The sequence below is a fragment of the Streptomyces bohaiensis genome, assembly GCF_012033785.1.
In the GTDB taxonomy this organism is placed as follows: Bacteria; Actinomycetota; Actinomycetes; order Streptomycetales; family Streptomycetaceae; genus Streptomyces; species Streptomyces bohaiensis.
Genome location: NZ_JAAVJC010000004.1, coordinates 26,921 through 52,415, shown reverse-complemented (window position 1 = coordinate 52,415; position 25,495 = coordinate 26,921). Strand labels below are relative to the sequence as shown.

General features: G+C 71.1%; 20 protein-coding genes. 9 read left to right on the top strand and 11 right to left on the bottom strand.

Annotation, left to right across the window (positions count from 1 at the left end; translation table 11 throughout):
- Nucleotides 1-89: 89 nt before the first annotated feature.
- The 5 genes from dxs to rok7B7 form a co-directional block, all read right to left on the bottom strand.
- Nucleotides 90-1,994, bottom strand: coding sequence for a 1-deoxy-D-xylulose-5-phosphate synthase (gene dxs / locus HCN52_RS01430; protein WP_168086477.1), 1,905 nt, complete (start codon nt 1,992-1,994; stop codon nt 90-92).
- A 282-nt stretch (nt 1,995-2,276) separates the two neighbouring features.
- Nucleotides 2,277-3,545 (bottom strand): sugar ABC transporter permease, encoded by a 1,269-nt coding sequence (locus HCN52_RS01425; RefSeq protein WP_168086476.1) that lies wholly within the window; start codon nt 3,543-3,545, stop codon nt 2,277-2,279.
- Nucleotides 3,542-4,393 carry an ATP-binding cassette domain-containing protein gene (locus tag HCN52_RS01420; RefSeq protein WP_168086475.1) on the bottom strand — a complete coding sequence of 284 codons (852 nt, stop codon included), beginning with the start codon at nt 4,391-4,393 and terminating at the stop codon, nt 3,542-3,544. The genes HCN52_RS01425 and HCN52_RS01420 overlap by 4 nt, the downstream gene beginning before the upstream one ends.
- Nucleotides 4,394-4,522: 129 nt before the next feature.
- Nucleotides 4,523-5,626, bottom strand: coding sequence for a substrate-binding domain-containing protein (locus tag HCN52_RS01415; RefSeq protein WP_168086474.1), 1,104 nt, complete (start codon nt 5,624-5,626; stop codon nt 4,523-4,525).
- A 396-nt stretch (nt 5,627-6,022) separates the two neighbouring features.
- Complete coding sequence (gene rok7B7 / locus HCN52_RS01410) at nt 6,023-7,216, bottom strand: ROK family transcriptional regulator (protein WP_168086485.1); 1,194 nt, start codon at nt 7,214-7,216, stop codon at nt 6,023-6,025.
- A gap of 156 nt (nt 7,217-7,372) precedes the next feature.
- Here rok7B7 and HCN52_RS01405 point away from each other — a divergent pair, with 156 nt between their 5' ends.
- Entirely contained in the window at nt 7,373-7,843 is a 471-nt protein-coding gene (locus tag HCN52_RS01405) for a hypothetical protein (protein ID WP_168086473.1), read from the top strand.
- 71 nt (nt 7,844-7,914) lie between these two features.
- Here HCN52_RS01405 and HCN52_RS01400 read toward each other — a convergent pair whose 3' ends face one another.
- The 4 genes from HCN52_RS01400 to acnA form a co-directional block, all read right to left on the bottom strand.
- Nucleotides 7,915-8,844, bottom strand: a complete 930-nt coding sequence (locus HCN52_RS01400) for a carbohydrate ABC transporter permease (protein WP_168086472.1) — start codon at nt 8,842-8,844, stop codon at nt 7,915-7,917.
- A gap of 18 nt (nt 8,845-8,862) precedes the next feature.
- Nucleotides 8,863-9,975, bottom strand: coding sequence for a carbohydrate ABC transporter permease (locus HCN52_RS01395; protein WP_168086471.1), 1,113 nt, complete (start codon nt 9,973-9,975; stop codon nt 8,863-8,865).
- A 134-nt stretch (nt 9,976-10,109) separates the two neighbouring features.
- Nucleotides 10,110-11,534 (bottom strand): N-acetylglucosamine/diacetylchitobiose ABC transporter substrate-binding protein, encoded by a 1,425-nt coding sequence (ngcE, locus tag HCN52_RS01390; protein WP_168086470.1) that lies wholly within the window; start codon nt 11,532-11,534, stop codon nt 10,110-10,112.
- A gap of 563 nt (nt 11,535-12,097) precedes the next feature.
- Nucleotides 12,098-14,812, bottom strand: a complete 2,715-nt coding sequence (gene acnA, locus HCN52_RS01385) for an aconitate hydratase AcnA (protein WP_168086469.1) — start codon at nt 14,810-14,812, stop codon at nt 12,098-12,100.
- A 681-nt stretch (nt 14,813-15,493) separates the two neighbouring features.
- On the opposite strand from acnA, the gene HCN52_RS01380 reads away from it, so the two are divergent.
- The 7 genes from HCN52_RS01380 to HCN52_RS01350 all read left to right on the top strand — a co-directional run bounded on the left by HCN52_RS01380 (nt 15,494) and on the right by HCN52_RS01350 (nt 21,905).
- Nucleotides 15,494-16,303 carry an AfsR/SARP family transcriptional regulator gene (locus HCN52_RS01380; RefSeq protein WP_168086468.1) on the top strand — a complete coding sequence of 270 codons (810 nt, stop codon included), beginning with the start codon at nt 15,494-15,496 and terminating at the stop codon, nt 16,301-16,303.
- 69 nt (nt 16,304-16,372) lie between these two features.
- On the top strand, nt 16,373-16,513 hold the full coding sequence (locus HCN52_RS01375; protein WP_167968242.1) for a keywimysin-related RiPP: 141 nt from the start codon (nt 16,373-16,375) through the stop codon (nt 16,511-16,513).
- A 208-nt stretch (nt 16,514-16,721) separates the two neighbouring features.
- Nucleotides 16,722-16,859 carry a keywimysin-related RiPP gene (locus HCN52_RS01370; RefSeq protein WP_167968243.1) on the top strand — a complete coding sequence of 46 codons (138 nt, stop codon included), beginning with the start codon at nt 16,722-16,724 and terminating at the stop codon, nt 16,857-16,859.
- 81 nt (nt 16,860-16,940) lie between these two features.
- Nucleotides 16,941-18,767 (top strand): asparagine synthase-related protein, encoded by a 1,827-nt coding sequence (locus tag HCN52_RS01365; protein WP_168086467.1) that lies wholly within the window; start codon nt 16,941-16,943, stop codon nt 18,765-18,767.
- Nucleotides 18,764-19,036 carry a PqqD family peptide modification chaperone gene (locus HCN52_RS01360; RefSeq protein WP_167968245.1) on the top strand — a complete coding sequence of 91 codons (273 nt, stop codon included), beginning with the start codon at nt 18,764-18,766 and terminating at the stop codon, nt 19,034-19,036. Before HCN52_RS01365 ends, HCN52_RS01360 begins: the two co-directional genes overlap by 4 nt.
- Nucleotides 19,033-19,449: a lasso peptide biosynthesis B2 protein gene (locus HCN52_RS01355; RefSeq protein WP_167968246.1), complete on the top strand. Its 417-nt coding sequence runs from the start codon at nt 19,033-19,035 to the stop codon at nt 19,447-19,449. Before HCN52_RS01360 ends, HCN52_RS01355 begins: the two co-directional genes overlap by 4 nt.
- Nucleotides 19,446-21,905, top strand: a complete 2,460-nt coding sequence (locus tag HCN52_RS01350; protein ID WP_312876481.1) for an ABC transporter ATP-binding protein — start codon at nt 19,446-19,448, stop codon at nt 21,903-21,905. The genes HCN52_RS01355 and HCN52_RS01350 overlap by 4 nt, the downstream gene beginning before the upstream one ends.
- Before the next feature lie 79 nt (nt 21,906-21,984).
- Here HCN52_RS01350 and HCN52_RS01345 read toward each other — a convergent pair whose 3' ends face one another.
- On the bottom strand, nt 21,985-22,344 hold the full coding sequence (locus HCN52_RS01345) for a GntR family transcriptional regulator (protein WP_168086466.1): 360 nt from the start codon (nt 22,342-22,344) through the stop codon (nt 21,985-21,987).
- 6 nt (nt 22,345-22,350) lie between these two features.
- Nucleotides 22,351-23,346, bottom strand: a complete 996-nt coding sequence (locus HCN52_RS01340) for a DUF1648 domain-containing protein (RefSeq protein WP_168086465.1) — start codon at nt 23,344-23,346, stop codon at nt 22,351-22,353.
- Between the two features lie 189 nt (nt 23,347-23,535).
- Between HCN52_RS01340 and HCN52_RS01335 the strand changes: the two genes are divergently transcribed.
- Nucleotides 23,536-25,065, top strand: coding sequence for a UDP-N-acetylglucosamine 1-carboxyvinyltransferase (locus HCN52_RS01335; RefSeq protein ID WP_168086464.1), 1,530 nt, complete (start codon nt 23,536-23,538; stop codon nt 25,063-25,065).
- The last annotated feature ends 430 nt before the right edge of the window (nt 25,066-25,495 follow it).

The window sequence follows — 25,495 nt, the reverse complement described above, 5'->3', positions numbered from 1 at the left end:
TCGGGACTCCTTGCGGTGACGGTCGCCGCGCGCTGCCGCCCGGCGGGGTGCGGTCCGTCGCCCGCCGCGGCGGGCGACGGACCGTCGGGTCAGGCGCGAGCGGTGTCGAGGCTGCCGTCGAGGCGGGCCACGTGGCCGGTGACCTCGCGCGCGATGTCGGGCGCGGTCAGGCCGATGGCGGCCATGACGTCCTTGCGCGAGCCGTGGTCGAGGAACTGCGGCGGGATGCCGAAGTCACGCACCGGGACGTCGACCTCCGCGTCGCGCAGCGCCTGCGCCACGGTCGAGCCGACACCGCCGACGCGGCTGTTGTCCTCCACCGTGACGACCAGCCGGTGCCGGGCGGCCAGGCCGGGCAGCTCGGGGTCCACCGGCTTGACCCACCGGGGGTCGACCACCGTGCAGGAGACGCCCTGCCGGGCCAGCAGCTCCGCGGTCTCCAGGCACATGGGCGCCAGGGCGCCCACGGACAGCAGCAGCACGTCGGGGCGCTCGGTGCCCTCCTCCGGTGCCCGGAGCACGTCCATGCCGCCGACGGTACCGACCGACGGCACCGACGGGCCGACCGCGCCCTTGGAGTACCGCACCACGGTGGGCGCGTCCTTCACGTCCACCGCCTCGCGGAGCTGGAGCCGCAGCTGCTCGGCGTCGCGGGGGGCGGCGAGGCGCAGACCGGGGACGCACTGGAGGATCGACATGTCCCACATGCCGTGGTGGGAGGCGCCGTCCGGACCGGTGACCCCCGCGCGGTCCAGCACGAAGGTGACACCGAGCTTGTGCAGCGCCACGTCCATCAGCAGCTGGTCGAAGGCGCGGTTGAGGAAGGTGGCGTACACCGCGAAGACGGGGTGCAGCCCGCCGGCGGCGAGACCCGCCGCGGAGACCGCGGCGTGCTGCTCGGCGATGCCCACGTCGAAGACCCGCTCGGGGAACTCGTCCGCGAACTGCTTCAGCCCCACCGGGCGGAGCATGGCGGCGGTGATGGCGACGACGTCGCGGCGCTCGCGGCCGATCCGGACGATCTCGTCACCGAAGACGGACGTCCAGTCGGCACCCGCGGCGGCGACCGGGAGGCCGGTGTCGGGGTGGATGACACCGACCGCGTGGAACTGGTCGGCCTCGTCCTCGCGGGCGGGGCGGTAGCCGCGGCCCTTCTCCGTGAGGCAGTGCACGATGACCGGGCCACCGAACCGCCGGGCACGCTGGAGGGCGGACTCCAACGCCTCGATGTCGTGGCCGTCGATCGGGCCGACGTACTTCAGGCCGAGGTCCTCGAACATGCCCTGGGGGGCGATGAAGTCCTTCAGCCCCTTCTTCGCCCCGTGCAGCGCGTCGTGGAGCGGCTTGCCGACGACCGGGGTCCGGTTGAGGACCTCCTTGCCGAGCGCGAGGAACTTCTCGTACCCGTCGGTGGTGCGCAGCGTCGCCAGGTGGTTGGCGAGACCGCCGATGGTGGGCGAGTAGGAGCGCTCGTTGTCGTTGACGACGATGACCAGCGGGCGGTCCTTGGCGCCGGCGATGTTGTTCATCGCCTCCCACGCCATGCCGCCCGTCAGCGCGCCGTCGCCGGTGACGGCGACGACGTGGTCGTCACGACCGTGCAGCTGGTTGGCCTTGGAGAGGCCGTCGGCCCAGCCGAGCACGGTGGAGGCGTGGCTGTTCTCGATGACGTCGTGCTCGGACTCCGCCTGCGAGGGGTAGCCGGAGAGCCCGCCCGCGGACCGGAGCCGACTGAAGTCCTGACGCCCGGTGAGGAGTTTGTGGACGTAGCTCTGGTGGCCGGTGTCCCACAGGATGCGGTCGGCCGGGGAGTCGAAGACACGGTGCAGCGCGATCGTCAGTTCGACGACACCGAGGTTGGGGCCCAGGTGTCCGCCGGTCTTGGAGATCGAGTCGATCAGGAAGGTCCGGATCTCCTCGGCCAGGGTCACCAGCTCCTCCTGGCTGAGCCGGTCAAGATCGCGCGGTCCCGTGATGCGGGTCAGCAGCGCCACCCGTGCCTCCTAGCTGTCGATCTGCGTGCCGTCACACGGCGGACGGCCCCGTTGCCGATCCGACGAGTCTAGTGTTCCGTCCGGGCGACCCGTCGCGGAGCTGTGCGAGATAGGTCACCCGGGTGGCCGCGGCAGGCGCGTGGTTCACCGTGCGCACACGCCCCGCGCACCGGCGCCCGGCCACGGTCGGTGACGAGGCGCGGGGGGGCGCGCGGGGCGTGCAGCAGGGCGTGCGGCGGACGACGCGGGACGGGTGGCCCGGCGGTCACGTGCGTCCGGCGGTCAGGTGCGTCCGGCGGTGCGTTGCGTCCGGCGCGAGACGGAGTCGACGACGACGGCGATCAGCAGCACCGCGCCGGTGATCATGTACTGGATCTCGCTGGCCATGCCGAGGAGGTTCAGCCCCGTGGTGATCGACTGGATGACCAGGGTCCCCAGCAGCGCCGACCAGATCCAGCCGCGCCCGCCGAAGAGGCTGGTGCCGCCGATGACGGCCGCGGCGATGACGTTCATCAGCAGGTTCCCCGAGCCGAGGCTCTTCGAGGCGCCGCCGGCCTGCGCGGCCCAGAACAGGCCGCCGAGCGCGGCGAGCGAGCTGGCGATGGTGAAGACCGTCAGCCGGACGCGGACCACGTTGATACCGGCGCGCCGCGCGGCCTCGGCGTTGCCGCCGACCGCGAAGATCTGCCGGCCGTAGGAGGTGCGCCGCACCATGAAGTCGGCGGCGATCAGCACCGCGAGGAAGATGACGAGGGCGAGCGGCAGCCCGCGGTGCTGGTTGAGCACGTAGGCGACGGTGAAGGAGGCCACCGCGACCAGACCGATCCGCACCGCGAGGTCGACGATCTGCCGGGTGGGCAGCTGGGCCGCCGCGCGCCGTCGCTCGCCCGTCCAGAGGGCGGCGGCATAACCGAGCGTGATCACCAGGGCAAGGCCGTAGGCGGCCGCGATGTCACTGAAGTAGAAGTTGTTGAAATCCCGGACGAGGCTGTCGCGGGGGATGTTGATGGTCCCCTCGCTGCCCATGATCCAGATCTGCAGGCCGCTCCAGCCGAGGAAGCCGGCGAGGGTGACGACGAACGCCGGGACGCCGATCTTCGCGAAGAAGAAGCCGTGGATGGTGCCGACGACGGCGCCGGCGGCGATGGCGAGCACGATGGCGAGCAGGTCGTTGACACCCTGACCGACGCTCAGGACGGCCCAGATCGCGGCGCTGAGCCCCGCCATGGAGCCGACGGAGAGGTCGATCTCGCCCAGCAGCAGCACCAGCACGATCCCGACCGCCATGAGACCGGGTCCGGCGATGTAGACGGTGATGTTGCTGAGGTTGCCGGGGGTGAGGAAGGTGCCGGTCAGCGACTGGAAGACGACGGCGATGATGATCAGGCCGACGACCACGGGTATGGCGCCGAGCTCACCGCCGCGTATCTTGCGGCGGAACTCCTCGACGTACCCGGCCATGCCGCGTTCGCGGACCAGGAGCCGGGGATCGACCACGGGTGCGGCCGCGCCTGCCGGCTCCTGCTCGCCGGTCGGGGTGGTGCCGCTCATGCTGTCTCCTCGCCGGCTTCGGTGGTGCGGGTACGGTCGCCGTCGGTCGCGGCGTCCGTCGACGGCGCGGCACCGTCCTGGGTGTGGGTGCGCGCGCTGCGGCGCGTGACCGCGTTGTCGGCGGCGCCGGTGATGGCGGCGACGATCTCCTCGTGGCTGGTCTCCGCGACCGGGAAGACACCGTTGTTGCGTCCCAGCCGCAGCACGGCGACCTCGTCGGCGACCGCGCGGACGTCCGCCATGTTGTGGCTGATGAGGACGACGGCGAGCCCTCGGCGGCGCAGCAGCTCCACCAGGTCGAGCACCTGGGCCGTCTGCTCGACGCCGAGCGCGGCGGTCGGCTCGTCGAGCACCACCACCTCGGGCTCGCCGATCAGGGCGCGCGCGATGGCGACGACCTGCCGCTGCCCGCCGGAGAGCGAGGCGACGGGAATCCGGACGCTGGGGATGCGGATCGACAGGCTGTCCAGGAGCTCCCGGCAGCGGGCCTCCATGGCGACCTCGTCGAGGACCCCCAGGGCGCGGGTCTCCCGGCCGAGGTAGAGGTTGGCGACGACGTCGAGGTTGTCGCAGAGCGCGAGATCCTGGTAGACGGTGGCGATGCCGAGGTCCTGGGAGTCCTGGGGGCGCGCGATGCGGCGCGTCTCCCCCTTCCACTCGATGGTCCCCGCGTCGGCGGTGTAGACCCCGGCGATCGTCTTCACCAGGGTGGACTTGCCGGCGCCGTTGTCGCCGACGAGGGCGGTGACGCGGCCGGCATGGATCTCCAGGTCGATGTCGCTGAGGGCCTGGACGGCGCCGAAGCGTTTGGAGACGCCACGCAGCGCCAGCAGCGGTGCGGTGGTCATGGTGCGGTGTGCTCCTTCGCGGGCTGGAACCCGCCGGGAGGGGGGCCCGGCGGGCGCGTCCGCCCGGGACGGTCGGCCGCTCCGGGCGGGGCGGGGCCGGGTCGCACCCGGCCCCGCACGTGGGGTGGCTCAGTCGAGACCGAGCTCGGCGCAGGCCTCGGCGTACTCCGGCGTGCAGATGTCGGAGACCTCGTAGAAGCCGTCGGCGAGGACGGTGTCGGCGATGTTCTCCGCCGTGACCGCGACAGGCGTCAGCAGGGCGCTGGGCACGCCGTCCTGGGTGGGGCTGTCCACGCTGTCCGGGGTGAGGTCGTCGAAGTCCTCCCCCTCCAGCAGCCGGACCGCGACCTCGGCGGTGGTCTCGGCCTGCGGGATGAGCGCCTTGTAGATGGTGAAGGCCTGCTCGCCGGCGATGATCCGCTGCAGACCGGCCAGTTCGGCGTCCTGCCCGCCGACCGGGATCTCGCCCACTCCCGCGTTGCCGAGGGCGGTGACGATGCCGGCCGCCATGCCGTCGTTGGCGGAGTAGACGGCGTCGAAGCCGTCGGTGCCGAGCGCCTGGATGGCGGTGCTCACCGTGGAGTTGGCCTCGGCGGGGTCCCAGCCGTCGATGTCCTGCTCGTAGACGATCTCCACGACGTCGTCCAGCACGTCGTGGGCGCCCGCCTTGAACATCGCCGCGTTGGGGTCGGTGGGCGATCCGTTGATCATGATGACGCGAGCGCCCTCGGCGTCGTCGCCGAGCGCCTCCAGCATGGCCTCGCCCTGGAGCTGGCCGACGCGGAAGTTGTCGTAGGAGATGTAGGCGTCGATCTCGCCCTCGGCGAGGCGGTCGTACGCGACGACCGGCACGCCCTGGTCGGCGGCCTCCGCGACCCAGGACTCCGTCACGCCGGCGTCCACGGCGTCGAGGATGATCACGTCGACGCCCTGGGTGAGCAGCGCGTCGAACTGCTGCTTCTGGAGGGCGGTGTCCTCGGTGGCGTTGCTGTAGGAGATCGTGCAGTCCTCGCACAGCTCCTTGATCTTGCCCTCGATGCCCGGACGGTCGAACGCCTCGTACCGGGTCGTGGAGTTCTCCGGGAGCAGGAGGCCGATGCTCCGGCTCTCGCTGTCTCCGCCGCCGTCACCGCCGCCGTCGTTCCCGCCCCCCGCTTCGCCGCATCCGGCCAGGGTCACCGCCAGACCGGTCGCGGCTATGCCCGCCAGCACTGCGCGAAGTCGCACGCCCATCGTTCGCCTCCTGTCGGGGCCGCGCCCACGCGGCCCGAGTGGGGTGAGCTAACCGCCCACTGCCCGGGACAGTCAACAGGTCGGAACGGGATTCCCCATGGTCCGGTACCGGCCATGATCCGCCGGTTCGCGCGAGGATCGACACACCTGCTCGCCGGGGCATTCCGGATGCCCGTTCGAACAGGATCAGGTGCCCGGAGGTGACCACTTCTCCACGCCCCGAGGGTGCCTGCGGATGCGGGCGGCACAGCCGGGGCCGGGTCACCGCCGGACGCGATGCCGCGAGAGAACCGCAGCGAAGGATGCCCGGACGGCGCACCCCACGGCCCGTTCGACGCCCGCACGCGGACCAAGGTCGGCACCGCGGCGCCGGACCGGCGTCGGCCGGACGCGACCTCAGCCCACCTCCTCCCGGGGAGTACCGGCACCGATGAGCACCCCGTCGCCCATCTCGCGCAGCGCGAGCGCCAACGCGCCCAGGACCTCGGCCCGGCCGCCGAGCGCGCCTGCCACCAGCGACAGCTGCCGCGCCGCGCTCGGGATGGTGTAGCGGCGCACCGCCGCCCGCATCGGCTCCAGCACCAGCTCGCCCGCGTCGGCCAGTTCGTCGCCGATCACGACACGGCTGGGGCCGAGGACGTTGCACAGCTGCGCCACGCCGCTCCCCACGTGGTGGGCGATGTCGGCGAGCACCCGCCGACAGCCGGCGTCCCCGTCGCGAGCCGCGCGCACCATGCCGGCCATGGTGAGTTCCGGCCCGTGGGTGGCCGCCAGCAGCGGCAGGACGTAGCGGGAGGCGGCGAAGGTCTCGAGGCACCCGCGGTTGCCGCAGCGGCAGACCGGGCCCGACTCGTCCAACGTGATGTGCCCGATCTCCCCCGCGCTGCCGCCCGGCCCGCGGTAGATCTGCCCGTTGATGACCAGCCCGGCGCCGACCCCGCTCGCCACCTTGACGTAGGCGAGGTCGGCGCAGCCTTGCCCGCTCCCCCACACCAGCTCGCCCAGGGCGCCCAGATTGGCGTCGTTGTCCACGTAGACCGGCGCCCCCAGCCGGCGACTCAGCTCCTCCCGCGGGTTGGTGCCGTGCCAGCCGGGGAGCAGCGCGGTCGCGTCGATGACCGAGCGCTCGGCGTCGATGGGTCCCGGCACACCGAGCCCCACCCCGATGATCTTCGCCCGGGAGGCGCCCGCCGTGGCGAGCAGTCCGTCCACCATCCGCTCGGCCAGCTCGAACCCCACATCGGCGGCGGAGTCGACGTCGAACGGCTCCGACTCCTCCGCCAGGACCTGGTGCGCCAGGTTGCCGACCGCGACACGGAGGTGCGAGTGGCCGAAATCCACCCCGACGACGACACCGGCGTCACTCGACAGCGAGACGCTGCGGGCGCGACGGCCACCGGCGGAGGTGTCGCGCACGTCGATGGTGCCGAGTTCTCGCAACTCCCTCACGATGTTGGACACGGTGGCGGCCGACAGCCCGGTCGTCCGGGCGATCTCCGCCTGCGTCAACGCGCCGGCTCCACGCACCGCGCGCACCACGCGCTCCAGGTTGGCCCGGTGCAGTGACGACTGCGACCCAGGAGTCTGCACCACGGCCGGCTCCCCCTTCAGCTCGACTCGGCGGGACCGCGCGGACCCGCCGGTCGCACCACTATAGAAACGCCCCAGCGCCCCCAGGCACACGACGGGGACCGTCCGTGACGGGTCCTAGACTGCGACATAGTTCAACAGAAAGGACATGCCGGCATGCGCCCCGAGCGGTTCCGCGACTTCGCAGTGCAGAGCTACACCACGGCGGGCCTCGCAGCCGAGCCGTGGGACGACGGGGCCAAACGCCCGCTCGGAGTCAAGGTGACCCTCCCTTCCGGGGCGCAGGTGTGGCACGCCGTGACCGTGCTGAGCCCGGAGGGCGAGAAGTCCTCCGAACCCGAGAAGGTCGTCGAGGGCGATGCCCCGGCGCCCGAGCCGCTTCCCGAGGCGACGTCGAGGGTGCCGGTCACCACGGTCGAGGCGTTCCTCGCGGGGACGATCCGCAACGCGGGCAGCACCGAGGTGTCCGGGGTGTACAGCTACTCCGGACGGGAAACCCCCTCCGTACACCCCGGCTTCGGGGTCACGTTCCACAGCGGCGCGAAGGCGTTCTGCGTCTTCGTCCAGGTGTCCGGCGCGGGGCAGGGGCGCCCCGGCACCGCCTACGACATTCCCGCCCAGGTCTGACGGGTCGGCACCGCCTCACGGCGTGGCCCGCCGACAGGGGCGCGCACCACTGGACGGTGCGCGCCCCTATGTCACTTCAGTGCTCCCGCGGTCAGCCCGGCCTGGACCTGTCGCTGGAAGGTCACGTAGACGACCAGGACGGGCAGCATGGCGACCGTCAGGCCGGCGTACAGCGCGCCCCAGTCGCCCTCGTAACCCATCTGCACCATCAGGGCCGCGAGCCCCTGCGGCAGCACGTAGTCGTCCCGGCTGCCGACGTTCAGCACCCGGGGCAGCACGAACTGGTTCCACTGACCGAGGAAGTTGAAGATTCCGATGGAGATGAGCCCGGGCTTGGCCATCGGCATCATGATCTGCCAGAACGTGCGGGTGTGGGAGGCGCCGTCGACGATGGCGGCCTCATGGACCCCGCTGGGCAGCGTGCGGAAGAACGCCGTCAGGAAGAAGATCGTGAACGGCAGCGAGTACGCGATGTAGACCAGGATCAGCCCGGGCCGGGTGTTCAGCAGGCCGAGGTTCTGGAGCATGAAGAACAGCGGCACCAGCGCCAGGAAGATCGGGAACATCAGCCCGCCGATGAACAGCAGGTGGAGCGCGCGGTTGCCGCGGAAGGTGTAGCGGGCGATCACATAGGCGGCCATCGAGCCCAGCAGCATCGTCCCGGTCAGCGAACCCGACAGGATGATCAGCGAGTTGAGGGCGTAACGCCCGATGTTGGCCTCGGCCCAGGCGTTGGCGAAGTTGGCCCAGTGGAGGCCGCTGGGCAGGCCGAACGGGTCGCTGAGCACCTCGGCGGAGGTCTTGAAGGCGGAGACGACGATCCACAGCAGCGGGGCGGCGGCCATGACGGTCCACAGCACGAGGAAGGAGTGGGCGAAGACGTTGAGAACGCCGCCTTCCTCCTTCACGTGCCCGCCGGACGGGGGCGGTTCGGCGGGTGCGGGGCGTTCGGGGCGGAGTTCGCCGTCCTCGGCGCGGTCGGCGGTGTCGGTGGTGCTCATGGTGTTCGCTCTCCCCGCTCAGAACTCGATCCGGTCACGCCGGCCGACGCGCATCATGAGCAGCGCGAAGGTCAGGGTGATGAGGAACAGGACGACCCCCACGGCGGTCGCGTAGGCCGCCTGGCCGTCGCGGAACGCCTTGAGGTAGAGGAAGGTGGGCAGCACGTCGATGCCCTGGCGCGGGATCATGATGGAGACGATCGCGAAGGCGTCGAGTGCCTGGATGCCCATGTAGATCCAGCCGGTCCTGATGGCGTCCCAGGTCAGCGGGAAGGTGATCCGGAAGAACGTCGTGGAGCGGTTGGCCCCGTCGAGCAGCGATGCCTCGTAGATCTCCTTGGGGATCGACCCCATCGACGCGGAGAAGAGCACCACGTAGAAGCCGACGAAGGACCAGCACAGCACCAGCAGGGTCACCCACAGCCCGTACTTGCCGAGCCAGTCGTTCTGCGTCAGCGCGCCGAGCCCGACGTTCTCCAGCAGGGGGTTGACCACGCCGGAGCGGGGGCTGAACGCGCGCGCCCAGATCACGGCGATGATGGCGACGGACAGGACCTGCGGGAAGAAGTAGACGACCTTGTAGAACTTCGAGCCGAAGACCCCGGAGACCGTCTCGTTGCGGCGGTGGCGCCCGCCCGCGTTGAGCATGTAGGCGAAGAACAGCCCGAGCGCCAGCGTGATCACCGGGGCGAACACCAGCAGGACGAGGCTGTTGCGGGTCGCGTCCCAGAACTGGGAGTCGCTCCACAGGCGCGTGTAGTTGTCGAAGCCGATGAAGTTGAACTCGGTGCCGTAGCCGGACCAGTCCGTCATCGAGTAGTAGAACGCCTGAACGAACGGCCAGGCGACGAGTAGGAGGTAGAACGCGAGCGGCAGCAGCGTGAACCACGCCACGAACCGGTACTTGTCGAGCGCCCGGTAGCGCCGGTCGTACTTGACCGCCTCCGGCGTCAGGGAGGGCGGCAGGAAGAACGCCAGGACCAGTCGGCGGGTGGGCACACCCGGCCGGACCTCCGGCCGCGGTCGCTCCGGCGGCGGCGCGACGGCGACCCCGCTGCGGGCGGCGGGTCGGCCGTCGGCGGGGTCGCCGGCTGCCTCCCGCGAGCTGTCGGGTGGGACCTCACTGTGCATTGCGCCCCGTCTCTCGTCGTCGGTCCTCTGTGGGCGGCCGTCTCGGCGGCCGCGGCTGGGCACGGGTCGGCGGCGGTGCGGGCGGTCCCGCGCCGCGTTCGCCGGTGGCCGCCGCGGCGGCCACCGGCGAACGGTCAGAGGTACTTCTCGACGTTGTCGTCGTCGGCGATGCGGTTCGCCGCCTGCTGGATGCGGTCGGTCGCCTGCGCCGCGGTCAGCTCGCCGGCCATCATCTGGCCCATGGCGACACCCATGTGGTCGATGAACAGCTCCGCGTACCAGTCGCGGAACCGCGGCACGATGATGTTGTCGCCCGCCCCCTGGATGGCCTGCTGGGCGCTGGCCAGGCCGGGCGGCAGGTCGAGGTCGTCGGCGGAGCCGGCGACGCAGGTGAGCGAGGCGACCTTGTCGGTGAAGTTGCGGGCCATGTCGTTGCTGAGCATCATCCGCAGGTACTCCATGCCGGCGGCGCGGTTCTTCGCGTTCTGCGGCACGAGGAAGGGTTCACCGGCCGCCGCGTAGATGACGCCGTAGGGCAGCGCGTCGGAGGAGTCCAGTCCGGTCGGCGCGCCGACGGCGAGGTCGAAGTCGTCGGGGATGACCTCCTTGGACTCGTTCTCCACCCAGGAGCCGTTGGGGATGAACAGCGCCCGGCCCTGGGCCCACTCGGTCTGGGAGTCGATGTGGTCGATGCCGGGGGTGCCGGGCAGGACCAGGCCGCGGGCGGCCAGTTCCTCGAACGCCTCGAAGGTGGCGACCACCGCGTCGGCCTTCCACGCGTCCGGCTCCAGCCGGTCGATGGCCTCCATGACCTCCTTGCCGCCGACCTTGACGGCCATCGGCAGCATGGAGAAGGCGAGGTAGCGGGCGTGCTGCCCCGCGTAGGTCCAGCCGTAGACGTCGTGGTCGCGCCGGGCCTTCTCGCAGACGCGGATCATCTCGTCCCAGGTCTGCGGGAACTCCTCCTCCAACGTGTCGTTGAGGAAGCGCTTGGAGTACCAGGTGCCGTGGACGGTGTAGACGTAGTTGAGGTGGTAGGAGGCGTCGCCGCCGTACTGGCCGACCTCGATGGTGCCCGGCAGCAACGTGTCGCGGACGGGGACGTCCGGGTCGTCCCAGGACGGCGCGTCGAAGAGTTCGGTGAGGTCGGCGATCTGGTTGTCGCGGATGAGCGCCGGATGCGGCATCTGGTTGGCGCCCGAGTTGTTGATCATGTCCGGCGGGTTGCCGCCGACCAGCCTCGGCTGCATCAGCTGGCTGATCTCCTGGGTGGAGTCCAGGGTGACCGAGCCGTAGTGCTCCTCGTAGAGCGCCGCGGTGTCACGGGCGTACTCGTCGCCGAACCCGCCGTCGAAGATGACCACTTCGACACCGCCGTCCTCGGCCACGCCGAAGGGGTTGCGGTCGCTCACCTCACCGGATCCGGTGCTGTCGCCGCCGTTGCCGCCGCCACCGCTGGCGCAGGAGGTCAGCGCCGCAACACCGGGGAGGGTGAGGGCACCGGCCAGGGCGGACCGCTTCAGCAGCGTTCGCCGGTTCAGGTGGGAACTGGAGGTCATGCGTGGGTCCTCGCCTTCCTACAGGACGCTGCGGCGGTCGCGGTCCCCCGTCCGTCGTCTCGACGCGTGGGCCCCGACCCCGCAGGTCTACTCAGCTGCTCAGCCATGCCACGCAGGCTCATGGAACGCTCTACCGACCGGACGGGCCCGCGCCCGTCGGCGCCGGGGCCGCCCGGGTGCCGACAGGTATAGTCCGGTCTCCCGGGGGCGGCAAGATCGAAGACAACTTTCACCGGTGGGCTTTTCCGAGTCGATACCTCCCCGACACACGGCACGGGCCGGAGCTTTCAGCGAGAAGATACGGCCATTGGTCCACCACATCGTGAAGGCGCCGCCGGGAGTGATCCCGACGGCGCCTTCACGTGCACCGTTCACCGGACGTCGCGACGCCCGTTCGAGTGGTCACCCACCCGGTGCTCCCCCAGGTGCCGCAACGGCCACCCGGAGCGGCGACGGGGGCGGAGAGCACCGCTCCCCGCCCCCGTCGTCCGTCGTTCACGGTTCAACCGTTCGGCGGCGTGGTGCCGCCGCCGAACGGGCGACCTGACGGACCCTCCGGAACGTTACTTCCGGAGCAGCGACCGCAGCACGTACTGCATGATGCCGCCGTTGCGGTAGTAGTCCGCCTCACCGGGGGTGTCGATGCGGACGACCGCGTCGATCTCCACACCCGTGTCGGTGGTGACCTTCATCGTGGCGGGGATGCCGCCGTCGTTGAGGCCGGTGACACCGCTGACGGAGAAGGTCTCCTCGCCGGTCAGGCCGAGCGAGGCGGCGGACTGGCCCTCGGGGAACTGCAGCGGCAGCACGCCCATGCCGATGAGGTTCGAGCGGTGGATCCGCTCGTAGGACTCGGCGACGACGGCCTTCACGCCGAGCAGCGCGGTGCCCTTGGCGGCCCAGTCGCGGGAGGAGCCGGAGCCGTACTCCTTGCCCGCGAGGATCACCAGCGGGGTGCCCTGCTCGATGTAGTTGCGCGAGGCGTCGTAGATGAAGGAGACCGGACCGTCGGGCTGGGTGAAGTCCCGGGTGTAGCCGCCCTCGGTGCCGGGCGCGATCTGGTTGCGCAGCCGGATGTTGGCGAAGGTGCCGCGGATCATGACCTCGTGGTTGCCGCGGCGCGAACCGTAGCTGTTGAAGTCGCGGCGGGCGACACCGTGCTCGGTGAGGTACTTGCCGGCCGGGGTGTCCGCCTTGATGGCGCCGGCGGGCGAGATGTGGTCGGTGGTGACCGAGTCGCCCAGCTTGGCCAGCACACGGGCGCCGGTGATGTCCTGCACCGGCGACGGGTCGGCGGTCATGCCCTCGAAGTACGGGGGCTTGCGGACGTAGGTCGACTCCGGGTCCCACTCGAAGGTGTTGCCGGTGGGGATCGGCAGCGCCTGCCACTGGGCGTCGCCGGCGAAGACGTCGGCGTAGGACTCGCCGAACATCTCCTCGCCGATCGCGGAGGCCACGACCTCCTCGACCTCGGCCTCCGAGGGCCAGATGTCCTTGAGGAAGACGGGGTTGCCCTCGGAGTCGTGGCCCAGCGGGTCACGGGTGATGTCCACCGTCATGGAGCCGGCCAGCGCGTAGGCGACGACGAGCGGGGGCGACGCCAGGTAGTTCATCTTGACGTCGGGGTTGATCCGGCCCTCGAAGTTCCGGTTGCCGGAGAGCACCGACGTCACCGCGAGGTCGGCCTCGTTGACGGCGGCCGAGACCTCGTCGGGCAGCGGGCCGGAGTTGCCGATGCAGGTGGTGCAGCCGTAGCCGACCAGGTTGAAGCCCAGCTTGTCCAGGTACGGGGTCAGACCGGCGCGGTCGTAGTAGTCCATGACGACCTTGGAACCGGGCGCCAGGGTGGTCTTCACCCACGGCTTGCGGGTCAGGCCGCGCTCGACCGCCTTCTTCGCCACCAGCGCCGCGCCGACCATGACGGTCGGGTTGGAGGTGTTGGTGCAGGAGGTGATGGCGGCGACGGTGACGGCGCCGTGGTCGATCTCGTAGGTGCTGCCGTCGGGGGCGGTCACCTGGGTGGGGCGGGTCGGCACACCGGTGGAGACGGCCGGGGCGTCGGAGGCCGGGAAGGACTCCTTGCCCGCCTCCTCGTCGTCGGTGACGTAGTTGCGGACGTCCTGCGCGAACTGCTGCGCGGCGTCGGCGAGGACGATGCGGTCCTGCGGGCGCTTCGGGCCGGCGATGGAGGGGACGACCGTGGAGAGGTCGAGCTCCAGCTTCTCGGAGAAGTCCGGCTCGGCGGCCGGGTCCAGCCACAGCCCCTGCTCCTTGGCGTACGCCTCGACCAGGGCGAGCTGCTGCTCGCTGCGGCCGGTGAGCTTGAGGTAGCGGATCGTCTCGTCGTCGATCGGGAACATCGCGGCGGTGGAGCCGAACTCCGGCGACATGTTGCCGATGGTGGCGCGGTTGGCCAGCGTGGTCTCGGCGACACCCTCGCCGTAGAACTCCACGAACTTGCCGACGACGCCGTGCTCGCGCAGCATCTCGGTGATGGTGAGCACCAGGTCGGTGGCGGTGGTGCCGGGGTTGAGCGAGCCCGTCAGCTTGAAGCCGACGACGCGCGGGATCAGCATGGAGACCGGCTGGCCCAGCATCGCGGCCTCGGCCTCGATGCCGCCGACGCCCCAGCCCAGCACACCGAGGCCGTTGACCATGGTGGTGTGGGAGTCGGTGCCGACCAGGGTGTCGGGGTAGGCCTGGCCGTTGCGGACCATGACGGTGCGGGCCAGGTGCTCAATGTTGACCTGGTGGACGATGCCGGTGCCCGGGGGGACGACCTTGAACTCGTCGAACGCGGTCTGGCCCCAGCGCAGGAACTGGTAGCGCTCCCGGTTGCGGCCGTACTCCAGCTCGACGTTCTGCTGGAACGAGTCCGGCGTGCCGAACTTGTCGGCGATGACGGAGTGGTCGATGACCAGCTCGGCCGGGGCCAGCGGGTTGATGCGGGCCGGGTCGCCGCCCAGCTCCTTGACGGCCTCACGCATGGTGGCGAGGTCGACCACGCAGGGGACGCCGGTGAAGTCCTGCATGATCACGCGCGCGGGCGTGAACTGGATCTCCTGGCTGGGCTTGGCCTGCGAGTCCCAGCCGCCGATCGCGCGGATGTGGTCGGCGGTGATGTTCGCGCCGTCCTCGGTCCGCAGCAGGTTCTCCAGCAGGACCTTGAGGCTGTAGGGCAGGCGGGCGGAGCCCTCGACCTTGTCCAGCCGGAAGATCTCGTATGACTCGTCCCCCACGCTGAGCGTGGAGCGGGCGTCGAAGCTGTTCGCCGACACGACAGTCTCCTTCGGTGCATGATGTGGCGCGTCCGCCCGCCATTCAAGCCGCCCGACTGCGGGCCGGCCCACTGAGGTCACCCTCAGTTCTCCCCGACGGACGGGGCCTCTCAAGATATCTCGATGTCGAGATAACTCTAGTGCATCGCGGCGGGACGAGCCCGGCGGCCCCGCCGTCGACCGACCGTCGTGCCGTCCGGCCCCGGGGGCCGTTGGGAAGCGGGACCGCACCCGCCGGTTACCCGGAACCGCGCGCTTCAGTCGAGCCGCGCCACCCGAGAGCACCGCAAGACGCCGGCCGGGTCGCCACGATCCGCCCCCGCGCGCCTCGCCAACGGAAATTCGCACGCCGAAAGCACTGCAGATTGCAGTCGCGAGAAAAACAGCCCGTGATGACCGGGACCCTACTGTGGCGATACGCGATTGATACAGCTCCAGATCACACTGCCGGCGAGCCGGTAGAAGTCGACCCACCGGTTCGCAACCCGTTCCCGCCATTGCGGATCGGCGACGATCGACCGTCTCGCTTTCTTGACGGAAAAGCGCGCGCGCTGCAAAGCTCCCGCGACCGGCGGAACCGACGCGGAGCGGGCGCGGCCGACCACCGCGCGACGGCCATGACGCCGTCACCAATGGCGCCGGACCACCGCCCACGCGGCGACGGACTACGGAGGATCGGCAGTGAATCGAGAGCACACAGCTGCACAGGAAACCAGTTTCCGCTTCTCGATCATCGGAGGCCTGGATCTACGCATCGACGGCGCACGCCCGGAAACACCGACGGGGAAACAGCACACGCTCCTGGCCTCGCTTCTGCTGCACCCCGACCGCGTGCTGTCGACGGACGAGCTCATCGACTACCTCTGGGAGGACTCCCTCCCGCAACACCCCGCTGCCGCCCTCCACACCGTCGTGACCCGAGTACGACGAGCGCTGTGCGGCGAAGCACGCTCCCGCGACGTCATCCGCCGCCGCGGGAGCGGATACGGGCTGGCGTCCTCGGACTGCTATGTGGACCTGGTCGAGTTCCGCTCGCTGGTCCGCCGTGCCGACACCGCCCGGCGCGAGGGAAACCACGGCAAGGAGTCACAACTGCTCGGTGCCGCCCTCGCCCTGTGGTCATGGCCCGCCCTTCCGGACGTCGGGTCCCGGACCCTGCGCCGCGCCGTCCTGCCGGGGCTCACCGAGGAATGGTTGGCGTCCGCCGAGCGGCGGGCCGAGGTCGACCTCGCGCTCGGACGTCCGCAGAGACTGATACCGGAGCTCACCACTCTGGCGACGGCCTTTCCCTACCACGAACGGCTCTGGCGGGCGCGCATACTCGCCCTGCACCACTCCGGACGGGACGCCGAGGCACTCCGCGTCTTCTCGGAGTTCCGCGACCGTGCACGCGCCGAACTCGGCGCCGAGCCCGGCTGCCTCCTGAAAGCCGCGCACCTCGCCGTTCTCCGCGGCGGTACCGGCCGCCCCGGGACGACGAAAGCGCAGTGAAAGACCGGTGAAATGAGCTCCTACTAGCGTTGCTCGAGAACGCACACCACGGTCTTCCGAGGAGGAGAAATGAAGGACACCACCGTCACGCCGTACGAGGCGCCGGCGCTGCTCGACGCCGGGGACTTCACCGAGGTCACCCTCGGCCGCAACAGCTGGGGCTTCGACAGCTCCATGCTCTGCCGCTGGATCAACTGCCAGCCCGCTTGATCTCGACGGCGGGATGACATGCGGTGAAAGAGCACGAGCGAGCCACCGGAGAATTCCGGCGGGAAGAGCTCGTCGACCGGCCATCCTTTCGTCCGGTGCCGAACGTCATTCCTGAAGGCGCCCCGGCGCACCTGCTTCCGGCAGGGCGCATCCCCCGGGTCGCATCCGACACCGCGGTGAACCACCAGAACCCACGACCGGAGGAAACATGAAGAACACCACCACCTCGCTCTACGAGGCGCCGGCGCTGCTCGACGCCGGGGACTTCACCAAGGTCACCCTCGGCCGGGTCAGCTGGGGCTTCGACAGCTCCATGCTCTGCCGCTGGCTCAACTGCCAGGTCTGATCCGGGCTACGGGGCGCGTCGGACCGGCTCCCGCCGCCGGCGCGCCCCGGCGCCGCAGCCGCCCCGAGGAGAAGATGAGCGATGCGATTCGTTGTACGGCCCGACTGCATGCTGCCCAGCGCATGGGCCGCGTTGCCGCGTGGCCCCCGGACCATTGACCACCCTTCCGGACGCCCCTTCGTCGACGGGGAGTGGGAGGACCACGAAGTCGCCACCGCAACCGCCCGCGGCGTCCGGGTCGTCCTTCTCGGCGCGTTCGACACGGACGGCGACGCGCTCGCCGAGCACTGCGTGCGGCTGAGTCGTGGCGGTGGCGTCGAGGCACTGGCCTCGGCCGTGCCGGGCGCTTACCACCTGCTGATCTCCGCCGGCGGACGCGTCCGCCTCCAGGGGACGCTGTCGTCTCGCTACCAGCCGGTTCACCGGAGTCTGGACCGGGTCACCGTGGCCGCGGACAATCCGGCGGCTCTCGCCACGGTGAACTCCCTGTCGCAGGTCTCACCGGAGAGGCTGGCGGTACGGCTCGTGGCTCCGCTGCCGCCGTGGCCCCTCGGTGAGAAGCCGGTGTGGGACGACGTGAACGCCCTGCCCGCCGGCCACCACCTGGAACTCGACCGCGACGGCCAGGCGCGCACGAGGCGCCACTGGAACGCGCCGGACGCCGCCGCACCCATGGCCGAGGCGGCCCCGGAGATCGCGCGTGCCCTGCGCGCCGCGGTGCGGGCCCGCCTGCGCGCCCACCCCACCATCGGCGCCGACCTGTCCGGGGGGCTCGACTCGACGAGTCTGTGCTTCCTCATGGCGGCCGAGGAGCCGGACAGCCTCCCCACCCACAGGGGCAGCGCCCGCAACATGCTGACGTTCCGCTGGGAGGTGGCGGACCCGAACAACGACGACCGGCAGTGGGCGGAGTTCGCGACCACCCGCCTGCCGGACGCAACGCACATCGTGGAAGGCGGCAGCTCCGCACCGGCGTGGTTCGGCCGGATGGCCGAGCCCTACGACGACCTGGAAGCACCGCAGGCCTGGATACGCACCCGCGCCCAGGACGAGCACAAGGCGCGGCTGCTGGCGGAACGCGGCGTGACCGCGCACCTGTCGGGCGACGGTGGGGACGAGCTGTTCCACGCGACGCCCACGCATCTGCACGCGCTGATGCGCACGAACCCGCTGCTCGCGCTCTCGCACGCACGCCGCTACCGCGCGCTGTACCGGTGGGGGCGTCGCGCCACGTTGGCCGGTCTGGTCCGCTCCCGCAGTTTCCGGGACGCCCTCCTCTCGACCGCGGACACCCTGCACGCCCCGATCGGCGTCGCGGGCGGCAGACCGGACTTCGGCTGGGGCGCCGAGACCCGACTACCGGAATGGGCGAGCGACGACGCGGCCGCCGCCGTCGGGGATGCCGTGCACGACCTGGCCGACACGACTCCGCTCTCGGGATCGGCGCCGCAACACCTGCTGCTGGCGGACGCCCGGACAGCAGGCGAGGTGACACGGCAACGGTCACGGCTGTCGGAGCAGATGGGGCTTTCCTTGCACGCCCCCTTTCTCGACGACCACGTCATCGAGGCCGCCCTCGCCGTCCGTCTGGCCGACGCGGTGCCCGTCGACCGGTACAAGCCCGGGCTCACCGAGGCGATGCGCGGCATCGTGCCGGCGCGGCTGCTCGAACGCCGGACCAAGCACGAGTTCAGCGCCGACGCCTACGCGGGGCTGCGCCAGAACCGGGGAACGCTCCTCGGTCTGTGCGAGGACATGCGGCTGGAGAAGCTCGGCCTCGTGGACGCCGCGGCTTTCCGCGCAGCCCTCACCACCCCCCACCTCAACGCTTTCAGCATCATCCCGCTGATTCCGACCCTGGCCTGCGAGAACTGGCTTCGGTCCCTGCCCGACGGAGGACAGCGATGACCTACAGACTTGCCGACGGAGTGACCGTGGCCGAGACGGACGGGGGCACCGTCATCCTCGACCTCAGGACCGGCGCGTACCGTCTGCTCAACGAGAGCGGTGCCGCCGTCCTGCGGCACCTCACCGAGCACGGTGCACAGGGCGACGCGCCGGCCCGTGCGATAGCCGAGCTCAGCGCACGCCACCCGGAGGCGGCCGACGCCATACCCGGCGATGTCCACCTCGTGGTGCGGGCGCTGCTGGAGGCGAAGGTCGTGGAGCGGTCATGAGCCTTCCCGTGACGTTGGAGCCCCGAGCCGCGCGAGACGCCGTCCCGCGGACCCGCAGGTTCGCCGCCCGTGCTGCGGTCGCAGCCGCCTTCCAGCTGCGCCGCTGTCGGCCGCAGCGCCTTCGTGGGCTCTTGGAGCTGGTGAGCCGGGGCGCACGGCCGGCCACCTCGGCCGAGGCCATGGAAGCTCGCGAAGCGGTGGTCGCGGTCAGCGTCCACTGCGCCGGGCAGGGGTGCCTGGAGAGGTCGATCGCCACGTTCCTGCTGTGCCGGCTCTCCGGTCGCGTGCCGGAGTGGCGCACCGGTGTGCGGCTGGAGCCGTTCCGTGCCCACGCGTGGGTGGCGGTCGGTGGTGTCCCCGTCGGAGAGCACGAGGAAGTCGCCACCTACGCGGTGACCATGGGGGTCCGGTGAGCGGCGCCTGGTGGTCGGCCGCCGGACAGACGCTGATCGTGGTCGTCTTCGTCATGTCCGCGCTCGGCAAGTTTCGGAGCAGGGCTCGGTTCCGCTCCTTCACCACCTCGGTGGAGCAGCTGCCTTTCGTGCGAAGCCCGCGGATCGCCACGGCCCTGGCAGCCCTGGTTCTCCCGGCCGAGGTCGCGGTCGTCGCCTCCCTGCTGACCCCGGGGGCGACCCGCCTCGGGCTGGCACTGGCCGTCGGCCTGCTGCTGTTGTTCTGCGCCGTCTCGCTGAGCGTGATGCGTTCGGGCCTGCTGGTGGACTGCCGGTGCTTCGGTCAGCGCGCGGTGATGGGAGGGGCGACCGTTGTCCGCAACCTCCTCATAGCCGGCATGGCCGTGGTGGGTGCTTTCGGAGCCGGAGGAGTGCTCACGGACCTGACCGGCTGGGCGGAACGTCCGGTGTGGACGGCGACCGCGACCGCCACGGGAGTGGCGCTCGCACTGCTGCTCACACAGTTCTGGGATGTCGTGGTGGGCGGCCACGTGCAGCGCTCGCTGCTGCGCGCGCAACGGTCGGAGCCGAGGAGTGCCGCACACCCGGACGGAGGTGCCGCGACGGCGGGGCAGCCGGGTCCGGCAGGAGGCCCCGCAGCCGAAGTCGGGGCCGAGGAGCTGACAGCCAGCCAGAGTGACGGCCGCGACGGGGACGGCGCCTCGCCCGGCGTCGGCAAGGTGGGCATCGGCGCTCTCTTTCCCTATCTGCGTCCCCACCTGAAGGTGCTCGGGGCGGTGTCGGCACTCTCGGTGGCGACCGCGACGGGTCTACTCGCCCAGCCGATGCTGATTCGGTCCGTCTTGGACGGCCTGCACGCCGGGGCTGCGGTCGGCGGGCTGCTGCTCGCCCTGGTGCTCCTCCTGCTGATTGCCGGAGCCGCCTCCGCGGTGCGGGACTACCTCCTGCACCGGACGGGCGAGGGCGTGGTGCTGTCCGTACGGCAGCAGTTGGCCGCACGCATGCTGCGGCTGCCGATGCCCGAGTACGACTGCCGACGCACCGGGGATCTGCTGGCCCGGTTGAGCAGCGACTCGACCCTGCTTCGTTCGGTGGTGACCGGCGGTCTCATGGAACTTCTGAGCGGGGTCGTCGTGCTGGTGGGCGCCGTCGCCCTGATGCTGGTGCTGGACCCGCTGCTCTTCGCGGTCACCGTACTGGGGCTGGCGGGTGCTGTTGGCGCGGTGGCAGTCGCCCAGCGCATCCAGGGCGCCTCCACCGCAGCCCAGGAGAAGCTGGGCGAAATGACGTCGGCCACCGAGCGGGCCATTTCCGGCATCCGGACGGTGCGGGCGGCCAGGGCCGAGGAACGGGAGACACAGGAGATCAACCGCTGTGCCCGAGGCGCCTACCGCGCGGGCTTGCGGATCGCTCGGCTGCGGGCGTTCGTCGGGCCACTCATGACCTCTGCCGTGCAGGTCGCCTCACTCGTCGTGCTCGGCGTCGGCGGCAGTCGCGTCGCCGCAGGCGACATGAGTGTCGGGGACCTGGTCGCGTTCGTGGCGCTGCTGTTCATGATGATGATGCCGATCCTGCAGGCCGTCGGCGCATACGCGGATCTGCAGACCGGGCTCGGAGCACTGCGGCGCATCGAGGAGGTGCTGTCGCTGGCGGAGGAGACGGCCGACGACCGCCGGAGCGGGCCGGTGCCCGTCAGCGTCGACCGAGCCGCCCCGACCGGGTCACCGGCCGCCATCGAGTTCGATGGGGTGACCTTCGGGTATGACGCGGCCGATCCGGTGCTGCGCGAGGTGGCCTTCCGGGTGCCCCCGGGGTCGCGCTGTGCCCTGGTGGGGCCGTCAGGCGGCGGCAAGTCCACGACGCTGGCTCTGATCGAACGGTTCTATGACGTGGACCGCGGTGCCGTGCGCGTGGACGGGGTGGATGTGCGCGACCTCTCCCGGGCGGAGCTTCGGGGCCGGATCGGCTACGTCGAACAGGACGCTCCCGTGCTGGCCGGGAGCATACGCGAGAACCTGCTGATCGCGACTCCGGAGGCTGATGACGCAGCCCTCATGGCCGCGCTGCGCGCAGCTCAACTGACGGAGCTGGTCGAACGCTCGCCGGCCGGTCTGGACGCCCCCGTGGGCGAGTCCGGTGCGCTCCTGTCCGGTGGGCAGCGTCAGCGTCTCGCCCTGGCCCGTACGCTGCTGACCGGCGCCCCGATACTGCTGTTGGACGAGCCGACGAGCAACCTGGACGCCCGTAGCGAGCACGCGCTGCGCCAAGCGCTCGACGCCGTCGCCGAGCACCGCACGCTGCTCATCGTGGCGCACCGGTTGGCGACCGTCGTCGATGCCGACCAGATCATCGTGTTCGACAACGGCAGGGTCGTGGCCGCGGGCGGACACGACGAACTGACGCGGAGCAGTTCCCTCTACCACGAGCTGGCCGCGCATCAGTTGCTCGTCCGGTAGGGCTGCCACCCACCCGACCACCCCTGGGCCGCGCCGGACACCGGGGTGGTCGCGTGCGCGCGAGCGGACGGCCGAGCCGTCAGTCGTCGCTCAGCGCGGAGCGGACCAGCGCGAGGAGCTGTTCGTCGGTGAGGCCGAGCTCACGGCCGTCCTCCACCAGCACCCTGATGTCGGCCGCCAGCCGGGCCCGCGCCTCCGGCTGGACGCCGGTCACGACCGCGCCACGGCCGCGCCGCAGCTCGATCAGCCCCTCGTCCCGCAGCTGCTGGTAGCCGCGGAGCACCGTGTGCACGTTGACTCCGAGGGAGGCGGCCAGCTCCTTGGCGGAGGGCAGCCGCTCCCCCGCGCCGGCACGCCCCTCGGCGATGGCCCCGCGGACCGAGGCCGCGATCTGGTCGCCGAGCGCGACCGGGGATGCGGTGTCGAGTCGGAACAGCACGTGTGATCACTCGTCCTCGTCGCGCCGGCGTTCCACCAGCGCGTTCAGTGTTTCGGCGGCCTGCCGTGCATCCCCGACGACCACGACGAACTCCCGCCCGGAGAGCAGGCGTACACAGAGTGCCTCACCCGAGCGCATCACCACACCCGTGGCACCCGGCCGTATGCGGTAGCCCCAACCACCGAACTCATGGAAGGCGTTGACCTTCCGCACCCCGGCCGTCTCCACCTCCGGCAGTTCGACGAGCTTGGCCGGCGCCCGCAGCCCGGCGGGCGCCACCCGCAGCCCGCGCCGGTCGACGGTCACCGTGAGCCGCGCGAGGGCCGCCACCGGCAGCGCGGCGAGGAACATGAGCACCGCGCCGACCCACAGACCGAGGTGGGCAAGGAGCAGCGCGGTCAGCAACGTCAGGACGGCGACGACGCCCATCGCACGGGAGCCCACGCGGCGGGACCAGACGACCACCTCCCCCTCGGCCAGCGGCACGGCCGCGACCGCGGGGGCCGCCCCGGGCCCCGACTCCGACCCCGGCAGCTCACCCTCGGGAACAGAGCCCACGATCCACCACGACAGCGCGCCGGCGGCACCGGCCGTGGCGATCGCCGTGGCCAGGTCACGGAGTCCCAGAGCGGCGTCCTGCGCCTGCGCGAGGTCGAGATTGGCCGCGGTGACGGAAGTGATCACCGCCCCCAGCAGCCCGGCGGTCGCGGCACCCGCCGCGACCAGCAGTCGGGCAGCGGGCTCCACGGTCCGCGGCGCCCCGACCATGGCGGCGAACATCCCGCCCATGAGCAGCAGCAGCGGGACGGCCGTTCCCAGGAGCACGGCGCGGCCGGCGAAGCCGTCCGCCTCCCCGGAACCGGCGAAGTGCGAGGCCATCGGATCGGGCAGCCGATCCCACCAGAGCACGAACGTGCCGGCGACGACCGCCAGGGCGACCAGGTACGCGGTCCCCACCACCAGTGCCGCACGCGTCTTCCACTGTCGCTGGACTCCCCGCATCGAACCCCCTCCGCGGCCACCGCTCCGGGCGGCGCCTCCACCTGTTCACGGAAGCCCATTATTCGCATGCAACTAGAACAATGCAATCCCTCGACGCGAGACCGTGACCCACGTCACGACACGCACATCACTCCGCCAAACGGCCCACCCGTCGCGATCAGATCTCATATCTGAGATATGGTCGACCGCATGAGCGATGACTACCTCTCCCGCATCGGCAAGCTCATCCGCGACGCCCGGCAGCACCGGGGTTGGACACAGCTGCAGCTGGCGGAGGCACTGAATACCAGTCAGAGCGCCGTCAACCGCATCGAACGCGGTAACCAGAACATCAGCCTTGAGATGATCGCCCGTATCGGTGAAGCCCTCGACTCCGAGATCGTGTCCCTCGGTTACTCGGGCCCGATGCACCTCCGCGTCGTCGGCGGTCGCCGCCTCAGCGGCTCGATCGACGTCAAGCCCTCCAAGAACGCCTGCGTCGCCCTGCTCTGCGCCTCCCTGCTCAACTCCGGCCGGACCGTGCTGCGCCGGGTGGCGCGGATCGAGGAGGTCTTCCGACTGCTGGAGGTCCTCGGCTCCATCGGCGTCCGGGTGCGGTGGATCAATGACGGCGACGACCTGGAGATCGTGCCGCCGGCGGAACTCGCCCTCGACGACATCGACGCCGAGGCCGCCCGGCGGACGCGCTCCATCATCATGTTCCTCGGCCCGCTGCTGCACCGTGTCGACCAGTTCAAGCTGCCCTACGCCGGCGGCTGCGACCTCGGCACCCGCACGGTCGAGCCGCACATGACCGCGCTGCGCCGCTTCGGCCTGGAGATCGCCGCCACCGACGGCACCTACCACGCGCAGGTCGACCGCTCCGTCACCCCCGAACGGCCCATCGTGCTGACCGAGCGCGGCGACACCGTGACCGAGAACGCGCTGCTCGCCGCCGCGCGCCACCCCGGCGTCACCGTCATCCGCAACGCCTCGTCGAACTACATGGTCCAGGACCTCTGCTTCTTCCTGGAGCAGCTCGGCGTGCGGGTGGAAGGTGTCGGCACCACCACGCTCACCGTCCACGGCCTCGCCGAGATCGACCGCGACGTCGACTACTCGCCCTCCGAGGACCCGGTCGAGGCCATGAGCCTCATCGCCGCCGCGGTCGTCACCTCCTCGGCGCTGACGATCCGCCGGGCGCCGGTGGAGTTCCTGGAGGTCGAGCTCGCCGTGCTGGAGGGGATGGGGCTCGACTACGACCTCACCCCCGAGTACGCCGCCGACAACGGCCGCACCCGGCTGGCCGACGTCACCGTCCGGCCCTCCAAGCTGGAGGCGCCGATCGACAAGATCCACCCGATGCCGTTCCCCGGCCTGAACATCGACAACGTGCCGTTCTTCGCGGCCATCGCGGCCTCGGCACACGGTCAGACCCTCATCCACGACTGGGTCTACGACAACCGCGCCATCTACCTCACCGACCTCAACCGGATCGGTGGCCGCCTCCAGCTGCTGGACCCGCACCGCGTCCTGGTCGAGGGCCCCACCCGCTGGCGCGCCGCCGAGATGATGTGCCCGCCCGCGCTGCGACCGGCCGTCGTCATCCTGCTGGCGATGATGGCCGCCGAGGGCACCTCGGTACTGCGCAACGTGTACGTCATCAACCGCGGCTACCAGGACCTCGCGGAACGCCTCAACTCGGTGGGCGCCCAGATCGAGATCTTCCGGGACATCTGACGGACGGGGCGTCGTGCCCCTGAGCAGCAGGGGCACGACGCCGCGCCGTCTCGGCCGCCTGCGGACACACCGGCCCGGGCGCTTCGCTGATCCGTTCTCGACCTCTCCCAGGACGCGTGCGCAGGCTGTCCGTGAACGGAGCACGATCCGCCACGGGCATCTGAGTCCCCCACGGCACACAGGGTCGACACCGCAGGCTGTGGGCGGCCGTGTCCGCCGTTCACTTCCGGCCGGGTCGCAGGGCACGCGGGTTGCCCGTCGATGCCGTACAGGCGGTCAGCCCCGGCACCCTGTCTTGGACGCGGTCCGGGCTCCGGGAGACACGCGGTGCCGGTGACCAGCAGAACCTCCCGCCGGCCCCGGACGAGCCGAGTGGCCATCGACTCTCCGGCGCTCAGGAAGCGGCCCCTTCGGGGGCCGGTCGGCAATC